Origin of the sequence: Variovorax sp. DXTD-1 (assembly GCF_003984625.1) — a bacterium.
Classification (GTDB): domain Bacteria; phylum Pseudomonadota; class Gammaproteobacteria; order Burkholderiales; family Burkholderiaceae_C; genus Variovorax.
The window spans coordinates 158,827-177,056 of the sequence record NZ_RWKH01000011.1 but is presented as its reverse complement, the minus strand read 5'-3'; the positions used below and the strand labels follow the sequence as shown (position 1 = coordinate 177,056).

The window sequence follows — 18,230 nt, the reverse complement described above, 5'->3', positions numbered from 1 at the left end:
TGAGCCATTCACGGCGGCCGTTGATCGGCGGTACACCAGCAGCCTGCCCAAGTGCACAGGGCATCGGGTGCTCCACGCAGCGAAATAAAGGAGGAGGGGCGCAGCCCCGGGGGACATTCGCGGAGGGGAGTACCCGGTGGCCTTTGCACAAGCCCTGGACAGCGGCGACAACAAAACCCCCCGGAGGTTAGACAAGTGGCCCTCCAGCACATCCCACCCATCCAGTGCCTCCTGACCTTCGAAGCCGTGGCCAGGCTGCGAAATGCCGGACGAGCCGCTGACGAACTGTGCGTCACGCCCAGCGCCGTGAGCCACCGCATCCGGCAACTCGAATCGCATGTCGGCTTCAAGCTCTTCGGCCGCAGCGACTTCAGCCTTACGGCCGACGGCGCCGCCTACCTCGCCAACGTGCGCACCGGCCTTGCGGCGCTGCAAGCCATGCCCATCGGCAATGCGGCGCAGCAGCGCGCCACCCGCCTGCGCATTGCCGTCACGCCGACCTTCAGCCGCCAGTTCCTCATGCCGCGGCTCGAACTGTTCCGCAACATCTACCCGGACATCGAGCTGGTGCTGCAGGTTTCCATTCCGCTGCTCGACGTGACCGCCGAGCAGGCCGATCTTGAAGTGCGCTACGGCACCGGTGCATACGCCGACTGCGAACACCGGCTCTTGCTCGAAGAAGAAGTGGTGCCCGCCTGCAGCCCGAGTTTTCTCAACGAGTTCGGCCCGTTCGACGGCTTTCGCACCGCGGCCGAAATTGCGAGCGCGCGCCTCATTCGCAGCCCGCTCGAGCCCTGGAGCACCTGGTTTGCGAGCTGCGGCATCGACCAGCCCGAGCCGCACGTCGGCTCGCAGTTCAATGACCTGGGCCTGGTCTACGACGCGGCCGCCAGCGGATTCGGCGTGGCGCTCGTGCGCTTGAAAATGGGTGCCGCATGGTTCGAATCGGGCCGGCTGGTGCCGCTTTCGGACCGGCCCGTGCCATCGCCGCACCGCCACACCATCTGTTGGCAGCCCGGCACGCTCGAGCGCTGGGAATGCGCCGCCTTTGTCGACTGGCTGGCGCAAAGCCTGCGCTGAAGAAAAATAAAAAGAAAAGGCGCTGAGCGGCAAAGTTCTCTCAAGCGCCGCGCAAAAAAGCTTCACCCCGGCGCCGCCGCATTTGCGTAGAGTGCGCTACACCACGAGACACATTCGCCCGACTAAAGAGGCTTGCCGCATGAACGCGCCGCTTACCGCCGCCCAGCACGATTCGCTGCAGAAATCCGAACGCCAGTCGCAGGTCGTGCATGCCTTGCAGGCCCACCTGCCGGCGCATGCGCTCATCTGGCACGCCGAGGACACCACGCCCTACGAATGCGACGGCCTCACCGCCTATCGCCAGCGTCCACTGGTGGTGGCGCTGCCCGAAACCGAAGCCCAGGTGGCGGCCGTGCTCAAGACCTGCCACCAGCTCGGTGTGCCCGTGGTGGCGCGCGGCGCCGGCACCGGGCTCTCCGGCGGTGCCATGCCGCATGCGCTGGGCGTCACGCTTTCGCTCGCCAAGTTCAATCGCATCCTGAAGATCGACCCGGTAAGCCGCACGGCGGTGGTGCAGTGCGGCGTGCGCAACCTCGCCATCAGCGAAGCGGCCGCGCCTTTCAACCTTTACTACGCGCCCGACCCGTCGAGCCAGATCGCCTGCACCATCGGCGGCAACGTGGCCGAGAACTCGGGCGGCGTGCACTGCCTGAAATACGGCCTCACGCTGCACAACGTGCTGCGCGTGCGCGGCTTCACGGCCGAGGGCGAGGCCGTCGAGTTCGGCGGCGAGGCGCTCGATGCACCGGGGCTCGACCTGCTTGCACTGGTCATCGGTAGCGAAGGCATGCTGGCCGTGACCACCGAGGTCACCGTCAAGCTCGTGCCCAAGCCGCAGCTCGCGCGCTGCATCATGGCCAGCTTCGACGACGTTCGCAAAGCCGGCGATGCGGTGGCGGCGGTGATTGCCGCCGGCATCATTCCCGCAGGACTCGAAATGATGGACAAGCCCATGACCGCCGCGGTCGAGGATTTTGTGCGCGCGGGCTACGACCTGGATGCCGCGGCCATTCTGCTGTGCGAATCCGACGGCACGCCCGAAGAGGTGGAAGAAGAAATCGGCCGCATGACCGCCGTGCTGCGCGGCTGTGGCGCCACCGCCATTGCGGTGAGCAACAGCGAAGAAGAGCGCATGAAGTTCTGGAGCGGGCGCAAGAACGCCTTTCCGGCATCGGGCCGCATCAGCCCCGACTACATGTGCCTCGACTCGACCATTCCGCGCAAGCGGCTCGCGGACATCCTGCTTGCCATTCAGCAGATGGAGCAGAAGTACAACCTGCGCTGCTGCAACGTGTTTCACGCGGGCGACGGCAACCTGCATCCGCTGGTGCTGTTCGATGCCAACGACCCCGATGAGCTGCACCGCTGCGAACTCTTCGGCGCCGACATTCTCGAGACCAGCGTGGCCATGGGCGGCACGGTATCGGGCGAGCATGGCGTGGGCGTGGAAAAGCTCAACAGCATGTGCGTGCAGTTCACCGCGGCGGAGAACGAGCAGATGTTCGGCGTCAAGCGAGCGTTCGATCCGGCGGGGCTGCTGAACCCCGGCAAGGTGATTCCCACGCTGCAGCGCTGCGCCGAATACGGCAAGCAGGTGGTGCGTGGCGGGCAACTGCCGCACCCCGATCTGCCGCGCTTCTGAAAAAAAACAAAAGAGACCATGGATCAAGCCCTCAGCCAGATCGTCGAGCGCATCCGCGCCGCGGCTGCCGACGCCACGCCGCTGCGCATTCGCGGCGGCGGCACCAAAGACTTTCACGGAGAGGTGCTGCAAGGAGAAATCCTCGACACCACCGCCCTCGCTGGCATCACGAGCTACGAACCGAGCGAACTGGTCGTTACCGTGCGCGCCGGCACGCCGCTCGCCGAACTCGAAGCTGCATTGGCCGAAAAAGGGCAGTGCCTTCCTTTCGAGCCGCAGCACTTCGAAAGCGGCGGCACGGTGGGCGGCATGGTCGCCGCCGGACTCAGCGGCCCTGCGCGCGCGAGCGTGGGCGCGGTGCGCGACTACGTGTTGGGCGCCACGCTGGTCAACGGCCGCGCCGAGGTGCTGACCTTCGGCGGACAGGTCATGAAGAACGTGGCCGGCTACGACGTTTCGCGCGTGCTCGCGGGTTCGCTCGGCACGCTGGGCGTGATCGCGGAGGTCAGCCTCAAGGTGCTGCCCGTCGCGCCCGCCGAAGCTACGCTGGCGTTTGCCTGCAGCCAGGCGGATGCCTTGCGCCTGCTCAACGAGTGGGGCGGCCGTCCGCTGCCGCTGAATGCGAGCTGCTGGGTCGAGCAAGCCGGCGTTGGCACCTTGTACCTGCGCCTGCGCGGCGCGGTCGCGGCGGTGGAAGCCGCTTGCACGCATCTGGGCGGCGAGCGGCAAGACAATGCAAGTGCCGCCCTCCATTGGCAGTTGCTGCGGGACCAGCAGCACCCCTGGTTTGCCGGCGATGTGGGTTCCATGGCGCTCTGGCGCCTGTCGGTGCCGCAGACCGCGCTGGTGCTCGCCATCGACGGCACCGCACCGCTCGTCGAGTGGCACGGCGCGCAGCGCTGGTACAAGGCGCCACCGGAAGATGCCGTGCGCATTCGCGGCATTGCGCATGCGGCGGGAGGGCACGCCACGCTGTTCAGGATGCCCGCTTCGCACACGACGGATGCAGCGGTTCCTCGCTTCGACGCCATGAGCGCCCCGGTCGCCCGCATCCATCGCGCGCTGATGCAGGAGTTCGATCCGCAGCGCATCTTCAACCGCGGCCGGCTCCTTGCAGCCGAATAGAAAAACAACCGAGCCCCTTTCCGCGATGCAAACCGAACTCGCCCCCGAATTTTGCGGCACCGACGAAGGCCGCGAGGCCGAAGCCATTCTGCGCAAGTGCGTGCACTGCGGCTTCTGCACCGCCACCTGCCCCACCTACCAGCTGCTCGGCGACGAACTCGACGGCCCGCGCGGCCGCATCTACCTGATCAAGCAGGTGCTCGAAGGCAAGGAACCCACGCGCAGCACGCAGCTGCACCTGGACCGTTGCCTGACCTGCCGCAATTGCGAGAGCACCTGCCCGAGCGGCGTGCAATACGGCCACCTGGTCGACATCGGCCGCAAGATCGTCGACGAGAAGGTGCCGCGCCCGGCCATGGAGTCGGCCACGCGCTGGCTGCTGAAGGAAGGCCTGCCGTCACCGCTTTTCGCGCCCGCGATGAAGCTCGGCCAGGCGGTGCGCGGGCTCTTGCCCGATGCGCTCAAGGCCAAGGTTCCGGCCAGGCAGGAAGCTGGCGCGTGGCCCACCGCCACGCACGCACGCAAGGTGCTCATGCTCGCGGGCTGCGTGCAGCCGGCGATGATGCCCAACATCAACACCGCGACCGCACGCGTGCTCGACGCGGCGGGCATCCAGGCCGTGGTCGCGAAGGAGGCGGGCTGCTGCGGCGCCGTGAAGTTCCACCTCAACGACCAGGAAGGCGGCAAGGCGCAGATGCGCGCCAACATCGACGCCTGGTGGCCGATGGTCGAACGCAATGAGGTCGAAGCCATCGTGATGAATGCCTCGGGCTGCGGCGTCACCGTGCGCGAGTACGGCCACATCCTGCAGCATGACGCGGCCTATGCGGCCAAGGCGGCGCGCATCAGCCAGCTGACGCGCGACCTGAGCGAACTGCTGCCCGACCTGGTGCCGGCCCTGAAGGCGCGCGTGCGTGCACCCGAGGGCGTGCTGGCCTACCACCCGCCCTGCACGCTGCAGCATGGCCAGAAGCTGCGCGGCGGCGTCGAGACGCATCTGCGCGCGCTGGGCTTCGACGTGCGCGTGGCCATGAACGAATCGCACCTGTGTTGCGGCTCGGCGGGCACGTATTCGGTGCTGCAGCCAGAGCTGGCGTATCCGCTGCGCGACCGCAAGCTCGGCCACCTGCGGCAACTGCAGCCGAGCGTCATCGCCTCGGCCAACATCGGCTGCATCACGCACCTGCAAAGCGGCAGCCAGGAAACGCCCGTGCGCCACTGGGTGGAGCTGCTGGACGCCGCCCTGGCGGCGGCGTGATCGCACACCGAAGAGCGCTCTGGTCCGACTCGCGCGCAAGCCGCTTGCACCGCATCATGGCGGCACCGATTCTTTCAAGGAGCAAGCCCCATGTCTTCCGTTCAAGCTTTCATCGTCCAGGCGAACTTGCGGCGTGCCTTGCTGGCCCTTGCCTGTGCAACGGCTGCCGTTGGCGCACAGGCCCAGTCGGCCATGCCGCAGTGGAAAGGGGAGGGCGCGGTGCGCTATGTGTGCGGCGGCATCGGCTCGGACGAATCGAACGCCATGCGCGCGGCCATGAAGGAGCATCCGCTGGCCCTGCTTTTCGCGCGTTCCGACGGCGCCTACCTGGCGGATGTGCAAGTCGACATCAAGGGCGCCGCTGGCGCGCCTTCGCTGGCATTGCGCGCCAGCGGGCCGGTGTGCCTGGTCGATCTGCCGGCGGGTCGCTACACGGTCGATGCCGCCACGGCAGGCGGCAGCGTCCAGAGCCAGTCGGTGACGGTGGGCGGCAGCCCCAAGACCGCCAGCTTCCGGTTCTGACCGGGGTTCTTGCTGGGTTCAGCCCGCTGCCAGCGCCGCCTCGATGTCCGGCGCGAGCGACGCGGGCGTGTCCAGCGGCGCATAGCGCTTTTGCACCTTGCCGTCGCGCCCCACCAAAAACTTGGTGAAGTTCCACTTGATGGCGGTGCTGCCCAGCAGGCCCGGCTTCTCCTTGGTGAGCCACTGGTAGAGCGGCGCGGCGCCGCTGCCGTTGACGTCGATCTTCTCCATCATCGGAAAACTCACGCCGTAGTTCGTGGTGCAGAAGGCGCCGATTTCCTCGTTGGTGCCCGGGTCTTGCGAGCCGAACTGGTTCGACGGAAAACCGAGCACCACCAGCCCCTGGGCCGCATACTTTTCGTGCAGCGCCTCGAGGCCCGCGAACTGCGGCGTGAAGCCGCACTTGCTGGCCGTGTTGACGATCAGCAGCACCTTGCCGCGGAAGTCCGAGAGCTTCACGCTCTTGCCGTCGATCTGCCTGGCTTCGAAGTCGTAGATGCCGGTCATGCGCGTACCTCAGGTGGTGGAAGACGAAAGGCGATCATCGCCCTGTGCCGGCGTTCGCGCAAACGCCGACCACACGGCCGCCAGCACGATCAGCGCGCCGCCGGCCAGGATGCGCGGGCTCATGTCGGCGGCGCCCAGCGCCACCGACGAAACGCTGGCGAACAGCACCTCCGACAGCATGATCACCGCGGTGGCGCTGGCCGCCAGCCGGGCCGCGCCGTACTGCAGGCAGAAGTTGGCTGCCACGAAGCCGACTCCCAGCAATGCGGCCCAGCCGATCCAGCCCGGCTGCACCGCGAGGGGAGACGCGAACGCACCGAGCAAGGTGCCCGTGGCCGCGGCAATGCCGGACACCAGCGCGCAGCCGCAGAACATGGCCAGTGCGCGCGATTCACCGGGCGCGCCGTGCAGGTGGCGCAGCAGGATGTTGGTCACGGCAAAGCTGAAGCCGGCCGCCACGCCCAGCCAGTCCGGCAGGCTGGAGGGCACGGGCCAGTCGACGCCCGGCGCCTTGAGCACCACCACCACGCCGATGAGCGCCAGCGCCACGCGCGCAAGCGCACCCGCCGTGGGCCGCTCGCCCAGCACGGCCCAGCCCAGCAGCACGCTCCACAGCGGCATCAGGTAGAAAAGCAGCACCACCCGCACCACGTCGCCCTGCGTGACGGCCCAGTTGAAGCCCAGGTTGGTAAAGCCCGCCGCAAGACCCAGCGCCACCAGCATGGGGAACGCCGCAAAGCCGCGCCAGGCGTGGCGGCGAAAGAAGGCCATTGCGAGCGAAATCGCCACGTAGATGAGGCAGGTGGTCCACACCGGGTGCAGCCCATGGCTTTCGATGTGACGGAACGGAAACCATGAAACGCCCCATACAAAAGCGTTAAAGATCAGTGCAAGTGCAGCCATAAAAATATTGCTCGCCCCCAAGCTGCGAGCACTTCGTGTCGCTTCGCCAACCCCCTGCCGGGGGCAACACCAGCGGCCCGGCAAAGCCGGTTCCGCGATGTTCCTGGTGAAAGCAAAAGGCCGCAGCGGCAGGGCTAGTGATGCTTGTCGCTACGGGCGATGGCGAGCAGGTGCTCGACTTCTTCCGGGTATTTGCGCAGGTTGTGATGATGCCAGCGCTGGATGATCCACATGCAGCCCGCGACCACTCCGCCGAAAGCGCCGATGGCCGCATACGCCGACAGGCCCAGCCCGGTGCAGGCGCTGTAGAAGCCGCCGAGCAGCAGGATGCAGGCCTGTTCGTTGAAGTTCTGCACCGCAATGGAACGGCCCGCGCCCATGAGGTTATGGCCGCGGTGCTGCAGCAGCGCGTTCATCGGCACCACCAGAAAGCCTCCCAGCCCGCCCAGCAGAATGAGGAACGGCACGGCGATCCACACGTTGCCGATCAGGTTCATGCTGATTACCAGCAGGCCCATGGCAATGCCCATTGGAATCACGCGGGTGGCCATGTCCAGGCGCATGCGCATCGACGCGACGATGGCGCCCACCGCCATGCCGATGGTCACCACGCCGGTGAGCGCCGTCGCCTGCGTGGTGTTGTAGTTGAGCGCGAGCGAGGCCCAGGCCAGCACGATGTACTTGAGGTTGGCCCCGGCGCCCCAGAAGAGCGTGGTGGTGGCGAGCGAAATCTGCCCCAGCTTGTCGCGCCACAGGCGTGCGTTGCAGTGCCAGAAATCAGGCAGCAGCGCCAGCATGTTGCGTGCGAGGCCGTGCTCCGGAATGGCGCGCAGCGGCCGCATTTCGACGCCGGTGTGCGGAATGCGCGTGTTGAACCAGGCGGCCAGCGCGTAGACGAAGATCAGTACCGCAATGGCCGCTTCGGCCGGCGAATCGATGCCGGTGTCGATGAGCGGCACGTCGAACGACAGCAGCTGCGTGGACACCGCGTGCCCCACCAGCGAGCCGCCGAGCACGATGCCCAGCAGGATCGAGGCGATGGTGAGGCCTTCGATCCAACCGTTGGCTTTTACCAACTGCGAAGCCGGCAGCAGCTCGGTCAGGATGCCGTACTTGGCCGGCGAATACGCCGCGGCGCCAAGCCCCACGATCGAGTAGGAGAGCAGCGGGTGCGAGCCGAACAGCATCATCAGGCAGCCGACCACCTTGATTGCGTTGCTGATGAACATCACCCGCCCCTTGGGCAAGGCGTCGGCAAAGGCGCCCACCAGCGGCGCCAGCACCACATAGAAGACGGCGAAGATCGGCACCAGCGCCGCTCTCTGCCATTCGGCCGCTCCCGAGCTGCGCATGAGCTCGACCGCCACGACAAAGATCGCGTTGTCGGCCAGCGACGAAAAGAACTGGGCCGACATGATCGTGTAGAAACCGCGCTTCATCGATGGGCTGGCTGGCCAGTGGGGTGCTGGCAGTAGTGAGAAAGTGTCGCGTCTTTTGGCGAATGGGCGGTTATAGCATGGGGGTACGACCGGGAAATCAGCGTTGCCACCCTGGACGTTTCTTCCCGGGAAGATGCTAAAACCCATCTATTCACCAATCGACGTCTTCCATGCCGCGTCCCATCCTTGCCACCGTCCACACCGCCGCACTTCGCCACAACCTCGACCGCGTGCGCCGCGCCGCCGTCGATGCCCGCGTCTGGGCTGTGGTCAAAGCCAACGCCTATGGCCACGACATCGAGCGGGTGTATGAAGGCCTTCGCGGCGCCGACGGCTTTGCGCTGCTCGACCTGGCCGAAGCCGAACGGGTGCGCGCACTCGGCTGGCGCGGCCCCGTGCTGCTGCTCGAAGGCGTGTTCGACGCACGCGACCTGGAACTGTGCTCGCGCCTCGACCTCTGGCACACGGTGCACTGCGACGAGCAGATCGACATGCTCGCGGCCCACAAGACGCTCAAGCCGCAGCGCGTGTTCCTCAAGATGAATTCCGGCATGAACCGCCTGGGCTTCGCGCCCGAGCGCTTCGGCTCGGCCTGGACGCGCCTGAACGCGCTGCCGCAGGTCGACGAGATTTCGCTGATGACGCATTTCAGCGACGCCGACGGCCCCCGCGGCATTGCGCACCAGATCGAAGTGTTCGAACGCGTCACGCGCGACCTGCCGGGCGAGCGCTCCATTGCGAACAGCGCCGCCACTCTGCGCCATGCCTCGCAGACCCGCGGCGACTGGGTGCGCCCCGGCATCGTGCTGTACGGCAGCGCCCCCGACTTTCCGCAGCACGACACCGCGCACTGGCAGCTGCAGCCCACCATGACGCTCGCGACCAAGCTCATTGGCGTGCAGCAGCTGAAGGCGGGCGACACCATCGGGTACGGCTCCAACTTCACGGCCGAGGGGCCGCTCACCATCGGCGTGGCCGCGGTCGGCTATGCCGACGGCTATCCGCGCCATTGCAACACCGGCACGCCGGTGCTGGTGAACGGCGTGCGCACCCGCATGGTGGGCCGCGTGAGCATGGACATGATCACCGTCGACCTCACGCCCGTGCCGGAGGCGAAGTTCGGCGCCGAGGTCACGCTGTGGGGCCGTTCGGCCGCAACCGGCGCCGTGCTGCCCATCGACGAGGTCGCTCAGGCGGCCGGCACCGTCGGCTACGAACTCATGTGCGCGGTGGCGCCGCGCGTGCCGTTCGCTTCCGCCGACGGCGCATGAAAGTTCTTGCCGGCTGATCGGCGAGGGCCAGCCGATCGTCATACGCTGTCCGTGGGATGGCTGCGCGCCCGTGCGGCCGCCACACTCGTGGCATGGCTGAACCACTTCCCGCTCCCGGATTCCCTCTTGAATACGAACTCTTCGACACCGTCACCGAGGCGGCGCGCGCGGCACTGGAGTCCGTGCTGATCGAGTCGATCGAACGCCGCAAGGAGTTCGGCGCCATGATCTGCCAGCAGGGCAACCAGTTCTTCGCGATGCCGCCGCGCGAGGGCGACACCAACACGGTCGACGTCGGCCACCGCCTCGGCAACAGGGGTTGCCCCGAGGGCGCGACGGCGGTGGCTTACTACCACACGCATCCGGCCTACAAGGGCGCAGGCTTCAACATGGAGCCCGACCGCTTTTCGCCCGAGGACCGCGGCGTCGCGGACGATTTGAAGATCGACGCCTACGTGGGCAGCGTCTCGGGCCTGTTCCTTCGCTACGACCACCGCATGCGCAAGATCATGGTGGCCGGACCGCGCCTGCGCAACGCCCGCGACCTGCCTCAGCCGGTTCCGGTGAAGAAGCCAGCGGTGAAGAAGCCTGCGCCGAAGAGGCCGCGGCAACACATCATTCCGGCGCCGCGGCTGCTCTGAAGCCGTGCGCCGGCGCCCCGGCGTTCAGTACAGCCCGAGCTGCCGCATCCGCAGCCGCGCCAACCCCAGCAGCGCATCGGTGAACGGCGTGGCCACCGCCGTGAGCTCCCCCAGTTCGCGCACCACCGTGACCAGCGCATCGAGTTCCACCGACCGCCCGGCTTCCACGTCCTGCAGCATCGAGGTCTTGAACGCGCCGAGCTTCATCGTCACCGCATGCCGGTCTTCGGGGCTCTGGGTGATCTCGATGCCGATGCGGCGCCCGATTTCCTTCGCTTCGAGCATCACGGCCGAGATGAAGCCGCGCACGTAGTCGTCGCCCATGATCAGGTCGGTGGTGGCACCCGTCAGCGCGCTGATCGGGTTCACCGTCATGTTGCCCCAGAGCTTGAACCACACGTCCTTCTGGATCTGCGGCGACAGCGTGGCGTCGAAGCCGCCGTTCTCGAGCAGCTCGACCAGCTTTTTCACGCGCGGTGTGGCTTCGCCCGAAGGTTCGCCCACGATCAGCCCGTTGCCGAAGTGATGCCGCACCACGCCCGGCGCATCGAGCGAGCAGCTCGCGTGCACCACGCAGCCGATCACGTTGCGCGCCGGAATGGCCTTTGCAATTGCGCCATCCGGATCGACGGCTGCCAGGCGGTGGCCGGTGATGGCCCCGCCGAACCCGCCTTCGAGAAACCACCAGGGCACGCCGTTCATCGCCACCAGCACGATGGTGTCGGGCCCGATCAGCGGGCCGATGCGTTCGGCCACGCCGGCCAGCGCGGGCGCCTTCACGGCGATGACCACCAGGTCTTGCGTGCCGAGCGATTCCGGGTCGGCCACCGCGTTGACCGGCACGCGCGTGCGCACGGCGCCGCGCATCAATGAGAGGCCGCCTTGCTGCAATGCCTCGAGCGTGGCGCCGCGCGCCACCACATTGAGCCGCTCGCCGGCCTGCGCGAGGCCGGCACCGATCCATCCGCCGATTGCGCCGGCGCCGTAGATGCAAATCTTCATGAAAGAGGCCGCCTCAGTTTCTGTAGCTCGGGTCGATGCGGTCGACCTGGCGCACCAGCGCATCGAACACGTCCTGCCCCGCGCCGTGCTCGGGGCTGAACTGCAGCGCATCGCGCGTGCAGCGCTCGGCGATTTCCTCGCTCACGGGAATGGCGGCGCCCATCGAAAACGTCGCCATCTGGACTTCGCAGGCGCGCTGCAAGGTCCACAGGATGGCGAAGGTCTGGGGCAGCGTTTGTCCCCAGGCCAGCAGGCCATGGTTGCGCAGGACCACCGCGTTGCGATTGCCGATGCTCTTGAGCAAGCGCGGACCTTCGTCGGCATGGATGGTGATGCCCTCGAAGTCGTGGTACGCCACCATGTCGTGCAACTGGGCGGTATAGAAATTGGTCTGCTGCAGGCCGCCCTGCAGGCAGGCCACGGCCACACCGGCCGTGGTGTGCGTGTGCATCACGCAGTGCGCGCCGGGCAGGCCGTCGTGAATGGCGGCGTGCACCGTGAAGCCGGCCGGGTTCACCGGGTAGGTCGATCCGTCGAGCACCTTGCCCTGCAGGTCGATCTTCACCAGGTTGCTGGCCGTGACTTCGCTGTAGTGCAGCCCGAAGGGGTTGATGAGGAACTGCTTCTCCCCGCCCGTCACGCTGTCGGGCAGCCGCAGCGTGATGTGGTTGTAGATCATCTCGGTCCAGCCCAGCATCGCGAACACGCGGTAGCAGGCCGCAAGCTCTTCGCGCGCGGCGCGCTCGTCCGAATGGATCGAGGGATGGACCGGTGCCGACGGCGGCACGCGGGTGGCGAGTGTGTTCATTGCAGTTCCTTCATATGGGTTTATCCCTCCGCGGTGAAGCCGACTTCCTTGACGATCGGCGCCCACTTGGCGGTGTCTTTCTTGAGCAGGTCGGTCAGTTCGCCCGGGGTGGAAGACATGGCTTCCAACCCGAAGTTGCCGAGACCTTCGATCACGTCCTTGTGCGCCAGCGCGGTCTTCATGGATGCGTTCAGCCGCGCGACCACGTCCGGCGAGGCCTTGGCGGGCAGGAAGAAGGCGAACCATTCGCTGTGCGCCATGTCCTGGATGCCCTGCTCGCCGAAGGTGGGCACGTCGGGCGCGAAGCGGCTGCGCTTGGAACCCGAAACGCCCAGGATGCGCACCTTGCCCGAGGCCAGGTGCTGCGTGATGTCGCCGATGGGCCCCGACACGGCCGAGATGTTGCCGCCCAGCAGGTCGAGCATGGCCGGCTGCGTGCCGCGGTAGGCGGCATGCTTGAGCTCGACGCCGCCCTTCTTGCCCAGCAGCGCGCCGATGAAGTGCGGCGTGGAGCCCGCGGCGGGCGAGCCGAAATTGGCGCCGGTCGGGTTGGCCTTGGCCCAGGCCAGGAACTCGGGCACCGTCTTCACGTTGGCCGGCACCGAGGGGCCAACCGCAAAGCCGAAGTCGAAGATGCAGGCGATGCTGACCGGCGTGAGGTCGACCATCGGGTCGTACGGCAGCTTCTTGTAGATGTGCGGATAGATCGTGAGGATCGAGGTCGGCGTTTGCAGGATGGTGGCGCCGTCGGCGGGCCGGCCCTTCACGTAGCTCACGGCGATCTGGCCACCCGCGCCGGTGCGGTTTTCCACCACGGCCGACTTGGCGTAGTCGGGGCTGAGCTTCTGCGCGATGCGCCGGCAGGTGGTGTCCGAGGTGCCGCCGGCCGCAAAGCCGGTGACGATGGTGGCGGTTTCGAGCGAGGCTTGCGCGAAGGCGTGCTGGCCCAGGCTCGCGAGCAGCGCCGAGGCGCCGGTGGTCTGCAGCAACTGGCGGCGGGTGAATGTCATGGTCTGTCTCCGGGTGTTGGTGGTTGGTTGCGGGTTTACGACTCGTCGCGCAGCCAGGTGACTGCGCCCGAATGGGTCACTGCGCCCTGATGGGCAGGACGCACGGTGAGCGCGTATTTTTCCAGCAAGCCGCGGTGCGCCACCCCCGCGTTTACCTCACGTTTGGAGAGCCGGAGCGCAATTTCTTCCGCCGTGAGTTCCACCGAAATGCTGCGTGCATCGGCGCGCGCATCGATGGCCACCACATCGCCGTCGCGCAGCACCGCAATCGGCCCGCCGTCGGCTGCTTCCGGGCCGGCATAGCCGATGCACAGGCCGCGCGTGGCGCCGGAAAAGCGGCCGTCGGTCAGAAGCGCCACCCTGTCGCCCATGCCCTGGCCGTAGAGCAGGGCGGTAATGCCCAGCATCTCGCGCATGCCGGGGCTGCCCTTGGGCCCTTCGTTGCGGATCACGATCACGTCGCCGGGCTCGTAGCGGCGGTTCTGCACCGCCGCCTGGGCTTCTTCCTCGGAGTTGAAGACGCGCGCCGGGCCGCGGTGCACCAGCGTCTGCAGGCCCGCGGTCTTGAGCAGCGCGCCGTCGGGGCAGAGATTGCCCTTGAGTACGGCCAGCCCGCCGTCGCGCGTGATCGGGTTGCCGGCTGCGCGCACCACGCGGCCGTCGGGCGCGGCGGCATCGGCCAGCTCTTCGGCCATGGTGCGGCCGGTGAAGGTGAGTGCGTCGCCGTGCAGAAAGCCTTGCTCCATCAAGGTGCGCAAGATGACGCCCGCGCCGCCGATGTAGAACACGTCGCGCGCCAGGTACTGGCCGCCCGGGCGCAGGTCGGCGATGAGCGCCGTGCGCGCGAAGATCTCGGCCACGTCGTCCAGGTGGAACTTGATGCCGGCTTCGTGCGCAATGGCCGGCAGGTGCAGCGCGGCATTCGTCGAGCCACCCGTGGCCGAGACGACGGCGCAGGCGTTTTCGAGCGCCTTGCGCGTGACGATGTCGCGCGGCAGTGGGCTGTCTCCCATCACCGCCTTCATGAGGTTCTTCGCGGCGCGGCGCATCAGCGGTGCCCGCTCGCTGAACACCGCCGGCACCATGCTGGAGCCGATGGGCGCAAGCCCCAGCGCCTCGGACACCATGCCCATGGTGTTGGCCGTGAACTGGCCCGCGCAGGCGCCCGCCGTGGGGAGGCAGGCGCGGCTCATGGCATCGAGTTCGCCGTGGGTGGCGGTGCCGGCCAGCACTTTGCCGATGGTTTCGTACGTATCGACCACGTTGAGGTCGCGGCCATCCGGCCCCGGCATCTGCCCCGGCAGCGCCGAGCCGCCATGCACGAACACGCTCGGCACGTTGCAGCGCACCATGCCCATCATCAGGCCCGGCAGGTTCTTGTCGCAGGCGCCGATAGCGAATATGCCGTCCCACTGGTGGCCGCGCGTGGAAGCCTCGACGCTGTCGGCAATCAGCTCGCGCGAAATGAGCGAGAAGCGCATGCCCGAATGCGCCATGGTGAGCCCGTCGCTCACCGACACCACCGGGCATTCATGCGGCGTGCCGCCACCGGCGTAGATGCCGGTCTTGGCGTGCTGTGCCTGCTCGCGCAGGTTGAGGTTGCACGGGCTCATTTCGCCGCCAGTGTGGAACACGCCGATGTGCGGACGTTCGATGTCCTCGTCGTCCTGGCCCAGCGCATGCAGAAAGCTGCGCGTGGTCGCGCGGATCGTGCCTTCGCGGATGGTGGCGGAGCGGAAGCGCTTTGGGTTGGTCGGGGAAGTCATGGCGCAGGAAGGGGAGCGTTTTCAGTAGCCGTTGGGCGTGGCGGTGCCCGCGGCGTTCTTGTCGGTTTTGTATTTGGCCGCCAGTTGCTTCGCTGCCGCCGTGAGCAGAATGGTGTCCACCCCCACGGCGACGAATTGCGCGCCGGCGGCCAGCCACTTGCGCGCCTGTTCCTCGGTGGTCGAGAGAATGCCCGGCGCCTTGCCGGCCTTGCGGATGCGCGCGATGGCGTCGGCGATCACGGCCTGCACCTCGGGGTGGTTCGGCTGGCCCACGAAGCCCATCGATGCCGACAGGTCGGCCGGCCCGATGAACACGCCGTCCACGCCCGGGGTGGCCGCGATGGCGTCGAGGTTCTTCATGGCTTCGACCGTTTCGGCCTGCACCAGCAGGCAGGTCTGCGCGTTGGCTTCATGCAGGTACCCGGGGTAGGCCTGCCAGCGCGAGGCGCGCGCCAGGGCGCTGCCCATGCCGCGAATGCCTTCGGGCGGGTAGCGCATGCCTCGCACCATGCGTGCGGCCTGTTCGGCGGTGTCGACCATCGGCACCAGGACGGTCTGCGCGCCGATGTCCAGGTATTGCTTGAGCAGCGTGGTGTCGCCCACCGGAACGCGCACCACGGGGTGTGAGCGTTCGGCCTCGGGCTGCGCCGACCATGCGCTGGAGATGCCCTGCAGCTGCGCGAGCACAGAGCGCACGTCGTTGGGCGCATGCTCTCCATCGACCAGCAACCAGTCGAATCCGGTGCCCGCCAGCAGCTCGGCCACATAGCCGTCGGCCAGGCCGACCCAGAGGCCGATTTTCTGTTCGCCGGCCTGCATTGCCTGCTTGAAGGTATTGAGCGGTGTTTGCATGGAAGTCTTTCAGGCGAAACGGAAGGCGATGCTGCCCAGCGGGCCGTAGTCGGCATGGAAGGTGTCGCCCGGCAGGGCGGTGGTCGGCCGCGTGAACGAGCCGCCGAGCACGACTTCGCCGGCTTCGAGGCGTTCGTCCCACGGCGCGAGCTTGTTCGCGAGCCAGGCCACGCCCGTGGCCGGGTGGTTGAGCACGGCCGCGGCCACGCCCGATTCCTCGATCACGCCGTTCTTGTAGAGCAGCGCGCTCACCCAGCGCAGGTCGACCGCATCGGGCTTGACCGGTCGGCCGCCGAGCACGATGCCCGCATTGGCTGCGTTGTCGGCAATGGTGTCGAACACCTTGCGCGGCGCCTTGGTGTGTTGGTCGAACTGTTCGATGCGCGCGTCGATGATCTCGATGGCGGGCACCACGTAATCGGTGGCGGCCAGCACGTCGAAGATGGTCACGTTCGGACCCTGCAGCTTCTTGCCGAGAATGAAGGCCAGCTCCACCTCGATGCGCGGCGCGATGAAGCGCGTGAAGGGAATGTCGCCGCCCTGCTCGAAGAACATGTCGTCGAGCAGCGTGCCGTAGTCGGGTTCGTCGATCTGGCTGGACAGCTGCATGGCACGCGAGGTGAGGCCGATCTTGTGGCCCTTCACGGTGCGGCCTTCGGCGATCTTGGCCTTGACCCATTCGCGCGAGATGGCATAGCCGTCTTCCACCGTCATTTCGGGAAAACGCTTGGAAAAATGCTCGACCTGCACGCGCGATTTTTCGCTTTCGTGCAGTTCGGCCGCCAGCCTGGCAATGGTGTCGGAGGTGAGCATGAGCTTATTTGTTGAAGAGGGGATGCAGGTTGCTGTGCTTGCCGTCATACACCTGGCCCGGGCTTTCGTCTATCTGCAGCGTGATGCCGATGTGGCGCTTGTCGAAAATCGGTTCGAAATGCGCGCGCACGTCGGCCAGCAGTTCGTCGCCGGCCTTTTTCTTCACGGCTTCGGAGCGCCCGCCCGCCATGCGGATGTTGAGGTACACGAAGGCGTAGTCGGCCTTGCCATCGGCCACCGCATAGTGCGCGGCGGGGTAGGCCAGCACGCGGGTTCCGCCGATAGGGAACACCGGCTTGCCGGCCTCGTCGTGCTGCTTGAGCATGGTGTCGGCCAGCGTGCGGCAAAGCGCCGACATGTCGGTTTCGGCTTCGATGTTGGGCGTGTACAGGATCACGAGATGAGGCATGGCGGTGTTCTGCTCATTCTTCGATCGACATCGTCGCGGCGGTGCATGTCACCGCGAAGATGGGGATGGCCTTCATGTGCAGGATGCGGCCCTTGCCGCGCGCGGCCGCAGCCACGCTAAGAAAGGTACGAATCTCGAAGCCGCCCTGGCCGGCTTCGCGGTACGTGGCTTCGTCGTTGTAGTCGGCCTGAGAGAGCAATGCTTCGCGGTCGTTGGCGCACCAGCGTCGCATGAACTCGGCGTCCCACTCCGCGTTGACCTTGCCCGAATCGGGTGTGGCGGGCCAGTGCGAAATGCCGCCGGTGCCCACCAGCGCAATGCGTTCGGGCGCCTTGTCGCAGGCGCGGCGCAATGCCTCGCCGAAAGCCCAGGCGCGGTGCAGCGGCGTGAGCGGTGGCCCCTGGCAGTTGATGTTCACGGGGATGACCTTGGTGTCGAACTTCGGCGTGAGAAAGTGCAGCGGCACCATGATGCCGTGGTCGAACTTCCATTCTTCCGCGTAGGCCACGTCTGCCGTCTGCATCACTTCGCGAATCAGGCGCTGCGAGAGCGCGGCGTCGCCGGGCACTTTGGTTTTCTCGATGCCGAGCCACTTCGGGTCCTCGATCGGCCCCTCATAGCTGTCAGCCATGCCGATGGCGTACGCCGGCATGTTGTTCATGAAGAAGTTCGCGAAGTGCTCGGCCGCGACCACGATCACCGCATCGGGCTTCGTCGCGCGCATCGCTTCGCCGAAGCGATGAAACTGCGCGTGAAATTCGTCCTTCACCGCCGGATCGGCGAGGTGCGCGCGGCCGGTGATGCCAGGGGCGTGGCTGCAAACGCCTGCGAATACAAGACTCATACGCCTGCCACCTTTTCGTCAGTGCCCGTTGTCATCGCGTAGATGCCTGCGCGCACGGGACCGTATTTGCGCACGCCTTCGCGCATGGCTTCCAGGTAGTCGGCCCATGCAATGCCGAGCAGCGGTGCGAAGTGCATCAGGAGCTGTCCGTTGCAGCCGAGCACGTAGAGCTTGCCGATGTCGCCCTTGTCGATGGCTTCGCGTTCTTCGTCGTTGAAATCATAGGCCGCCAGCAAGGCTGCGCGCGTTTCGCCGGCTTCTGCGTAGCGGCGCTGCACGTCGGTGTCGCGGTTGAGGGCGAACAGGAATTTTTGCATTGCGTAGAGGCTCATTGCAAT

At 66.9% G+C, this 18,230-nt stretch carries 19 protein-coding genes; 7 read left to right on the top strand and 12 right to left on the bottom strand.

The window, feature by feature from the left end; genetic code table 11:
• The first annotated feature begins 195 nt into the window (after positions 1-195).
• From EJI00_RS12820 to EJI00_RS12800, 5 genes are all read left to right on the top strand, one after another.
• Positions 196-1,080 (top strand): LysR substrate-binding domain-containing protein, encoded by an 885-nt coding sequence (locus EJI00_RS12820; RefSeq protein ID WP_126747892.1) that lies wholly within the window; start codon positions 196-198, stop codon positions 1,078-1,080.
• A gap of 139 nt (positions 1,081-1,219) precedes the next feature.
• On the top strand, positions 1,220-2,722 hold the full coding sequence (locus EJI00_RS12815; protein ID WP_126747891.1) for an FAD-linked oxidase C-terminal domain-containing protein: 1,503 nt from the start codon (positions 1,220-1,222) through the stop codon (positions 2,720-2,722).
• Positions 2,723-2,740: 18 nt separating this feature from the next.
• Complete coding sequence (gene glcE, locus EJI00_RS12810) at positions 2,741-3,847, top strand: glycolate oxidase subunit GlcE (protein ID WP_126747890.1); 1,107 nt, start codon at positions 2,741-2,743, stop codon at positions 3,845-3,847.
• 25 nt (positions 3,848-3,872) lie between these two features.
• On the top strand, positions 3,873-5,105 hold the full coding sequence (gene glcF, locus EJI00_RS12805; RefSeq protein ID WP_126747889.1) for a glycolate oxidase subunit GlcF: 1,233 nt from the start codon (positions 3,873-3,875) through the stop codon (positions 5,103-5,105).
• Positions 5,106-5,195: 90 nt separating this feature from the next.
• Positions 5,196-5,627 (top strand): carboxypeptidase regulatory-like domain-containing protein, encoded by a 432-nt coding sequence (locus EJI00_RS12800; RefSeq protein ID WP_126747888.1) that lies wholly within the window; start codon positions 5,196-5,198, stop codon positions 5,625-5,627.
• An 18-nt stretch (positions 5,628-5,645) separates the two neighbouring features.
• On the opposite strand, the gene EJI00_RS12795 is transcribed toward EJI00_RS12800, so the two are convergent.
• The 3 genes from EJI00_RS12795 to lplT all read right to left on the bottom strand — a co-directional run bounded on the left by EJI00_RS12795 (position 5,646) and on the right by lplT (position 8,476).
• A complete protein-coding gene (locus EJI00_RS12795) occupies positions 5,646-6,134 on the bottom strand; it encodes a glutathione peroxidase (protein WP_126747887.1) in 489 nt (162 codons plus the stop codon).
• A gap of 9 nt (positions 6,135-6,143) precedes the next feature.
• A complete protein-coding gene (locus EJI00_RS12790; RefSeq protein ID WP_126747886.1) occupies positions 6,144-7,037 on the bottom strand; it encodes a DMT family transporter in 894 nt (297 codons plus the stop codon).
• A gap of 134 nt (positions 7,038-7,171) precedes the next feature.
• Positions 7,172-8,476: a lysophospholipid transporter LplT gene (gene lplT / locus EJI00_RS12785; RefSeq protein ID WP_126747885.1), complete on the bottom strand. Its 1,305-nt coding sequence runs from the start codon at positions 8,474-8,476 to the stop codon at positions 7,172-7,174.
• A 170-nt stretch (positions 8,477-8,646) separates the two neighbouring features.
• Here lplT and alr point away from each other — a divergent pair, with 170 nt between their 5' ends.
• A complete protein-coding gene (gene alr / locus EJI00_RS12780) occupies positions 8,647-9,747 on the top strand; it encodes an alanine racemase (RefSeq protein WP_126747884.1) in 1,101 nt (366 codons plus the stop codon).
• Between the two features lie 92 nt (positions 9,748-9,839).
• Positions 9,840-10,388, top strand: a complete 549-nt coding sequence (locus EJI00_RS12775; RefSeq protein ID WP_185868123.1) for a DUF4329 domain-containing protein — start codon at positions 9,840-9,842, stop codon at positions 10,386-10,388.
• A gap of 24 nt (positions 10,389-10,412) precedes the next feature.
• Here the strand turns inward: EJI00_RS12775 and EJI00_RS12770 are convergent, their stop codons facing one another.
• From EJI00_RS12770 to EJI00_RS12730, 9 genes are read right to left on the bottom strand one after another with little or no spacing between them, the layout of a single operon-like run.
• The gene (locus EJI00_RS12770; protein WP_126747882.1) at positions 10,413-11,390 is read right to left on the bottom strand and encodes a 2-dehydropantoate 2-reductase; all 978 of its coding nucleotides are present in this window, start codon (positions 11,388-11,390) and stop codon (positions 10,413-10,415) included.
• 13 nt (positions 11,391-11,403) lie between these two features.
• On the bottom strand, positions 11,404-12,198 hold the full coding sequence (locus tag EJI00_RS12765; protein ID WP_126747881.1) for a class II aldolase/adducin family protein: 795 nt from the start codon (positions 12,196-12,198) through the stop codon (positions 11,404-11,406).
• A 20-nt stretch (positions 12,199-12,218) separates the two neighbouring features.
• Entirely contained in the window at positions 12,219-13,208 is a 990-nt protein-coding gene (locus EJI00_RS12760; RefSeq protein ID WP_126747880.1) for a Bug family tripartite tricarboxylate transporter substrate binding protein, read from the bottom strand.
• Positions 13,209-13,243: 35 nt separating this feature from the next.
• On the bottom strand, positions 13,244-14,974 hold the full coding sequence (ilvD, locus tag EJI00_RS12755; protein WP_126747879.1) for a dihydroxy-acid dehydratase: 1,731 nt from the start codon (positions 14,972-14,974) through the stop codon (positions 13,244-13,246).
• A 21-nt stretch (positions 14,975-14,995) separates the two neighbouring features.
• Positions 14,996-15,826, bottom strand: coding sequence for an aldolase/citrate lyase family protein (locus tag EJI00_RS12750; protein WP_126747878.1), 831 nt, complete (start codon positions 15,824-15,826; stop codon positions 14,996-14,998).
• Between the two features lie 9 nt (positions 15,827-15,835).
• Positions 15,836-16,639, bottom strand: coding sequence for a 2-oxo-hept-4-ene-1,7-dioate hydratase (hpaH, locus tag EJI00_RS12745; protein WP_126747877.1), 804 nt, complete (start codon positions 16,637-16,639; stop codon positions 15,836-15,838).
• A gap of 4 nt (positions 16,640-16,643) precedes the next feature.
• Positions 16,644-17,048, bottom strand: a complete 405-nt coding sequence (locus EJI00_RS12740) for a 5-carboxymethyl-2-hydroxymuconate Delta-isomerase (RefSeq protein ID WP_126747876.1) — start codon at positions 17,046-17,048, stop codon at positions 16,644-16,646.
• 13 nt (positions 17,049-17,061) lie between these two features.
• The gene (locus EJI00_RS12735) at positions 17,062-17,892 is read right to left on the bottom strand and encodes an extradiol ring-cleavage dioxygenase (RefSeq protein ID WP_126747875.1); all 831 of its coding nucleotides are present in this window, start codon (positions 17,890-17,892) and stop codon (positions 17,062-17,064) included.
• Positions 17,889-18,224: an aromatic ring-opening dioxygenase subunit LigA gene (locus EJI00_RS12730; RefSeq protein ID WP_126747874.1), complete on the bottom strand. Its 336-nt coding sequence runs from the start codon at positions 18,222-18,224 to the stop codon at positions 17,889-17,891. Before EJI00_RS12730 ends, EJI00_RS12735 begins: the two co-directional genes overlap by 4 nt.
• Positions 18,225-18,230: the final 6 nt, after the last annotated feature.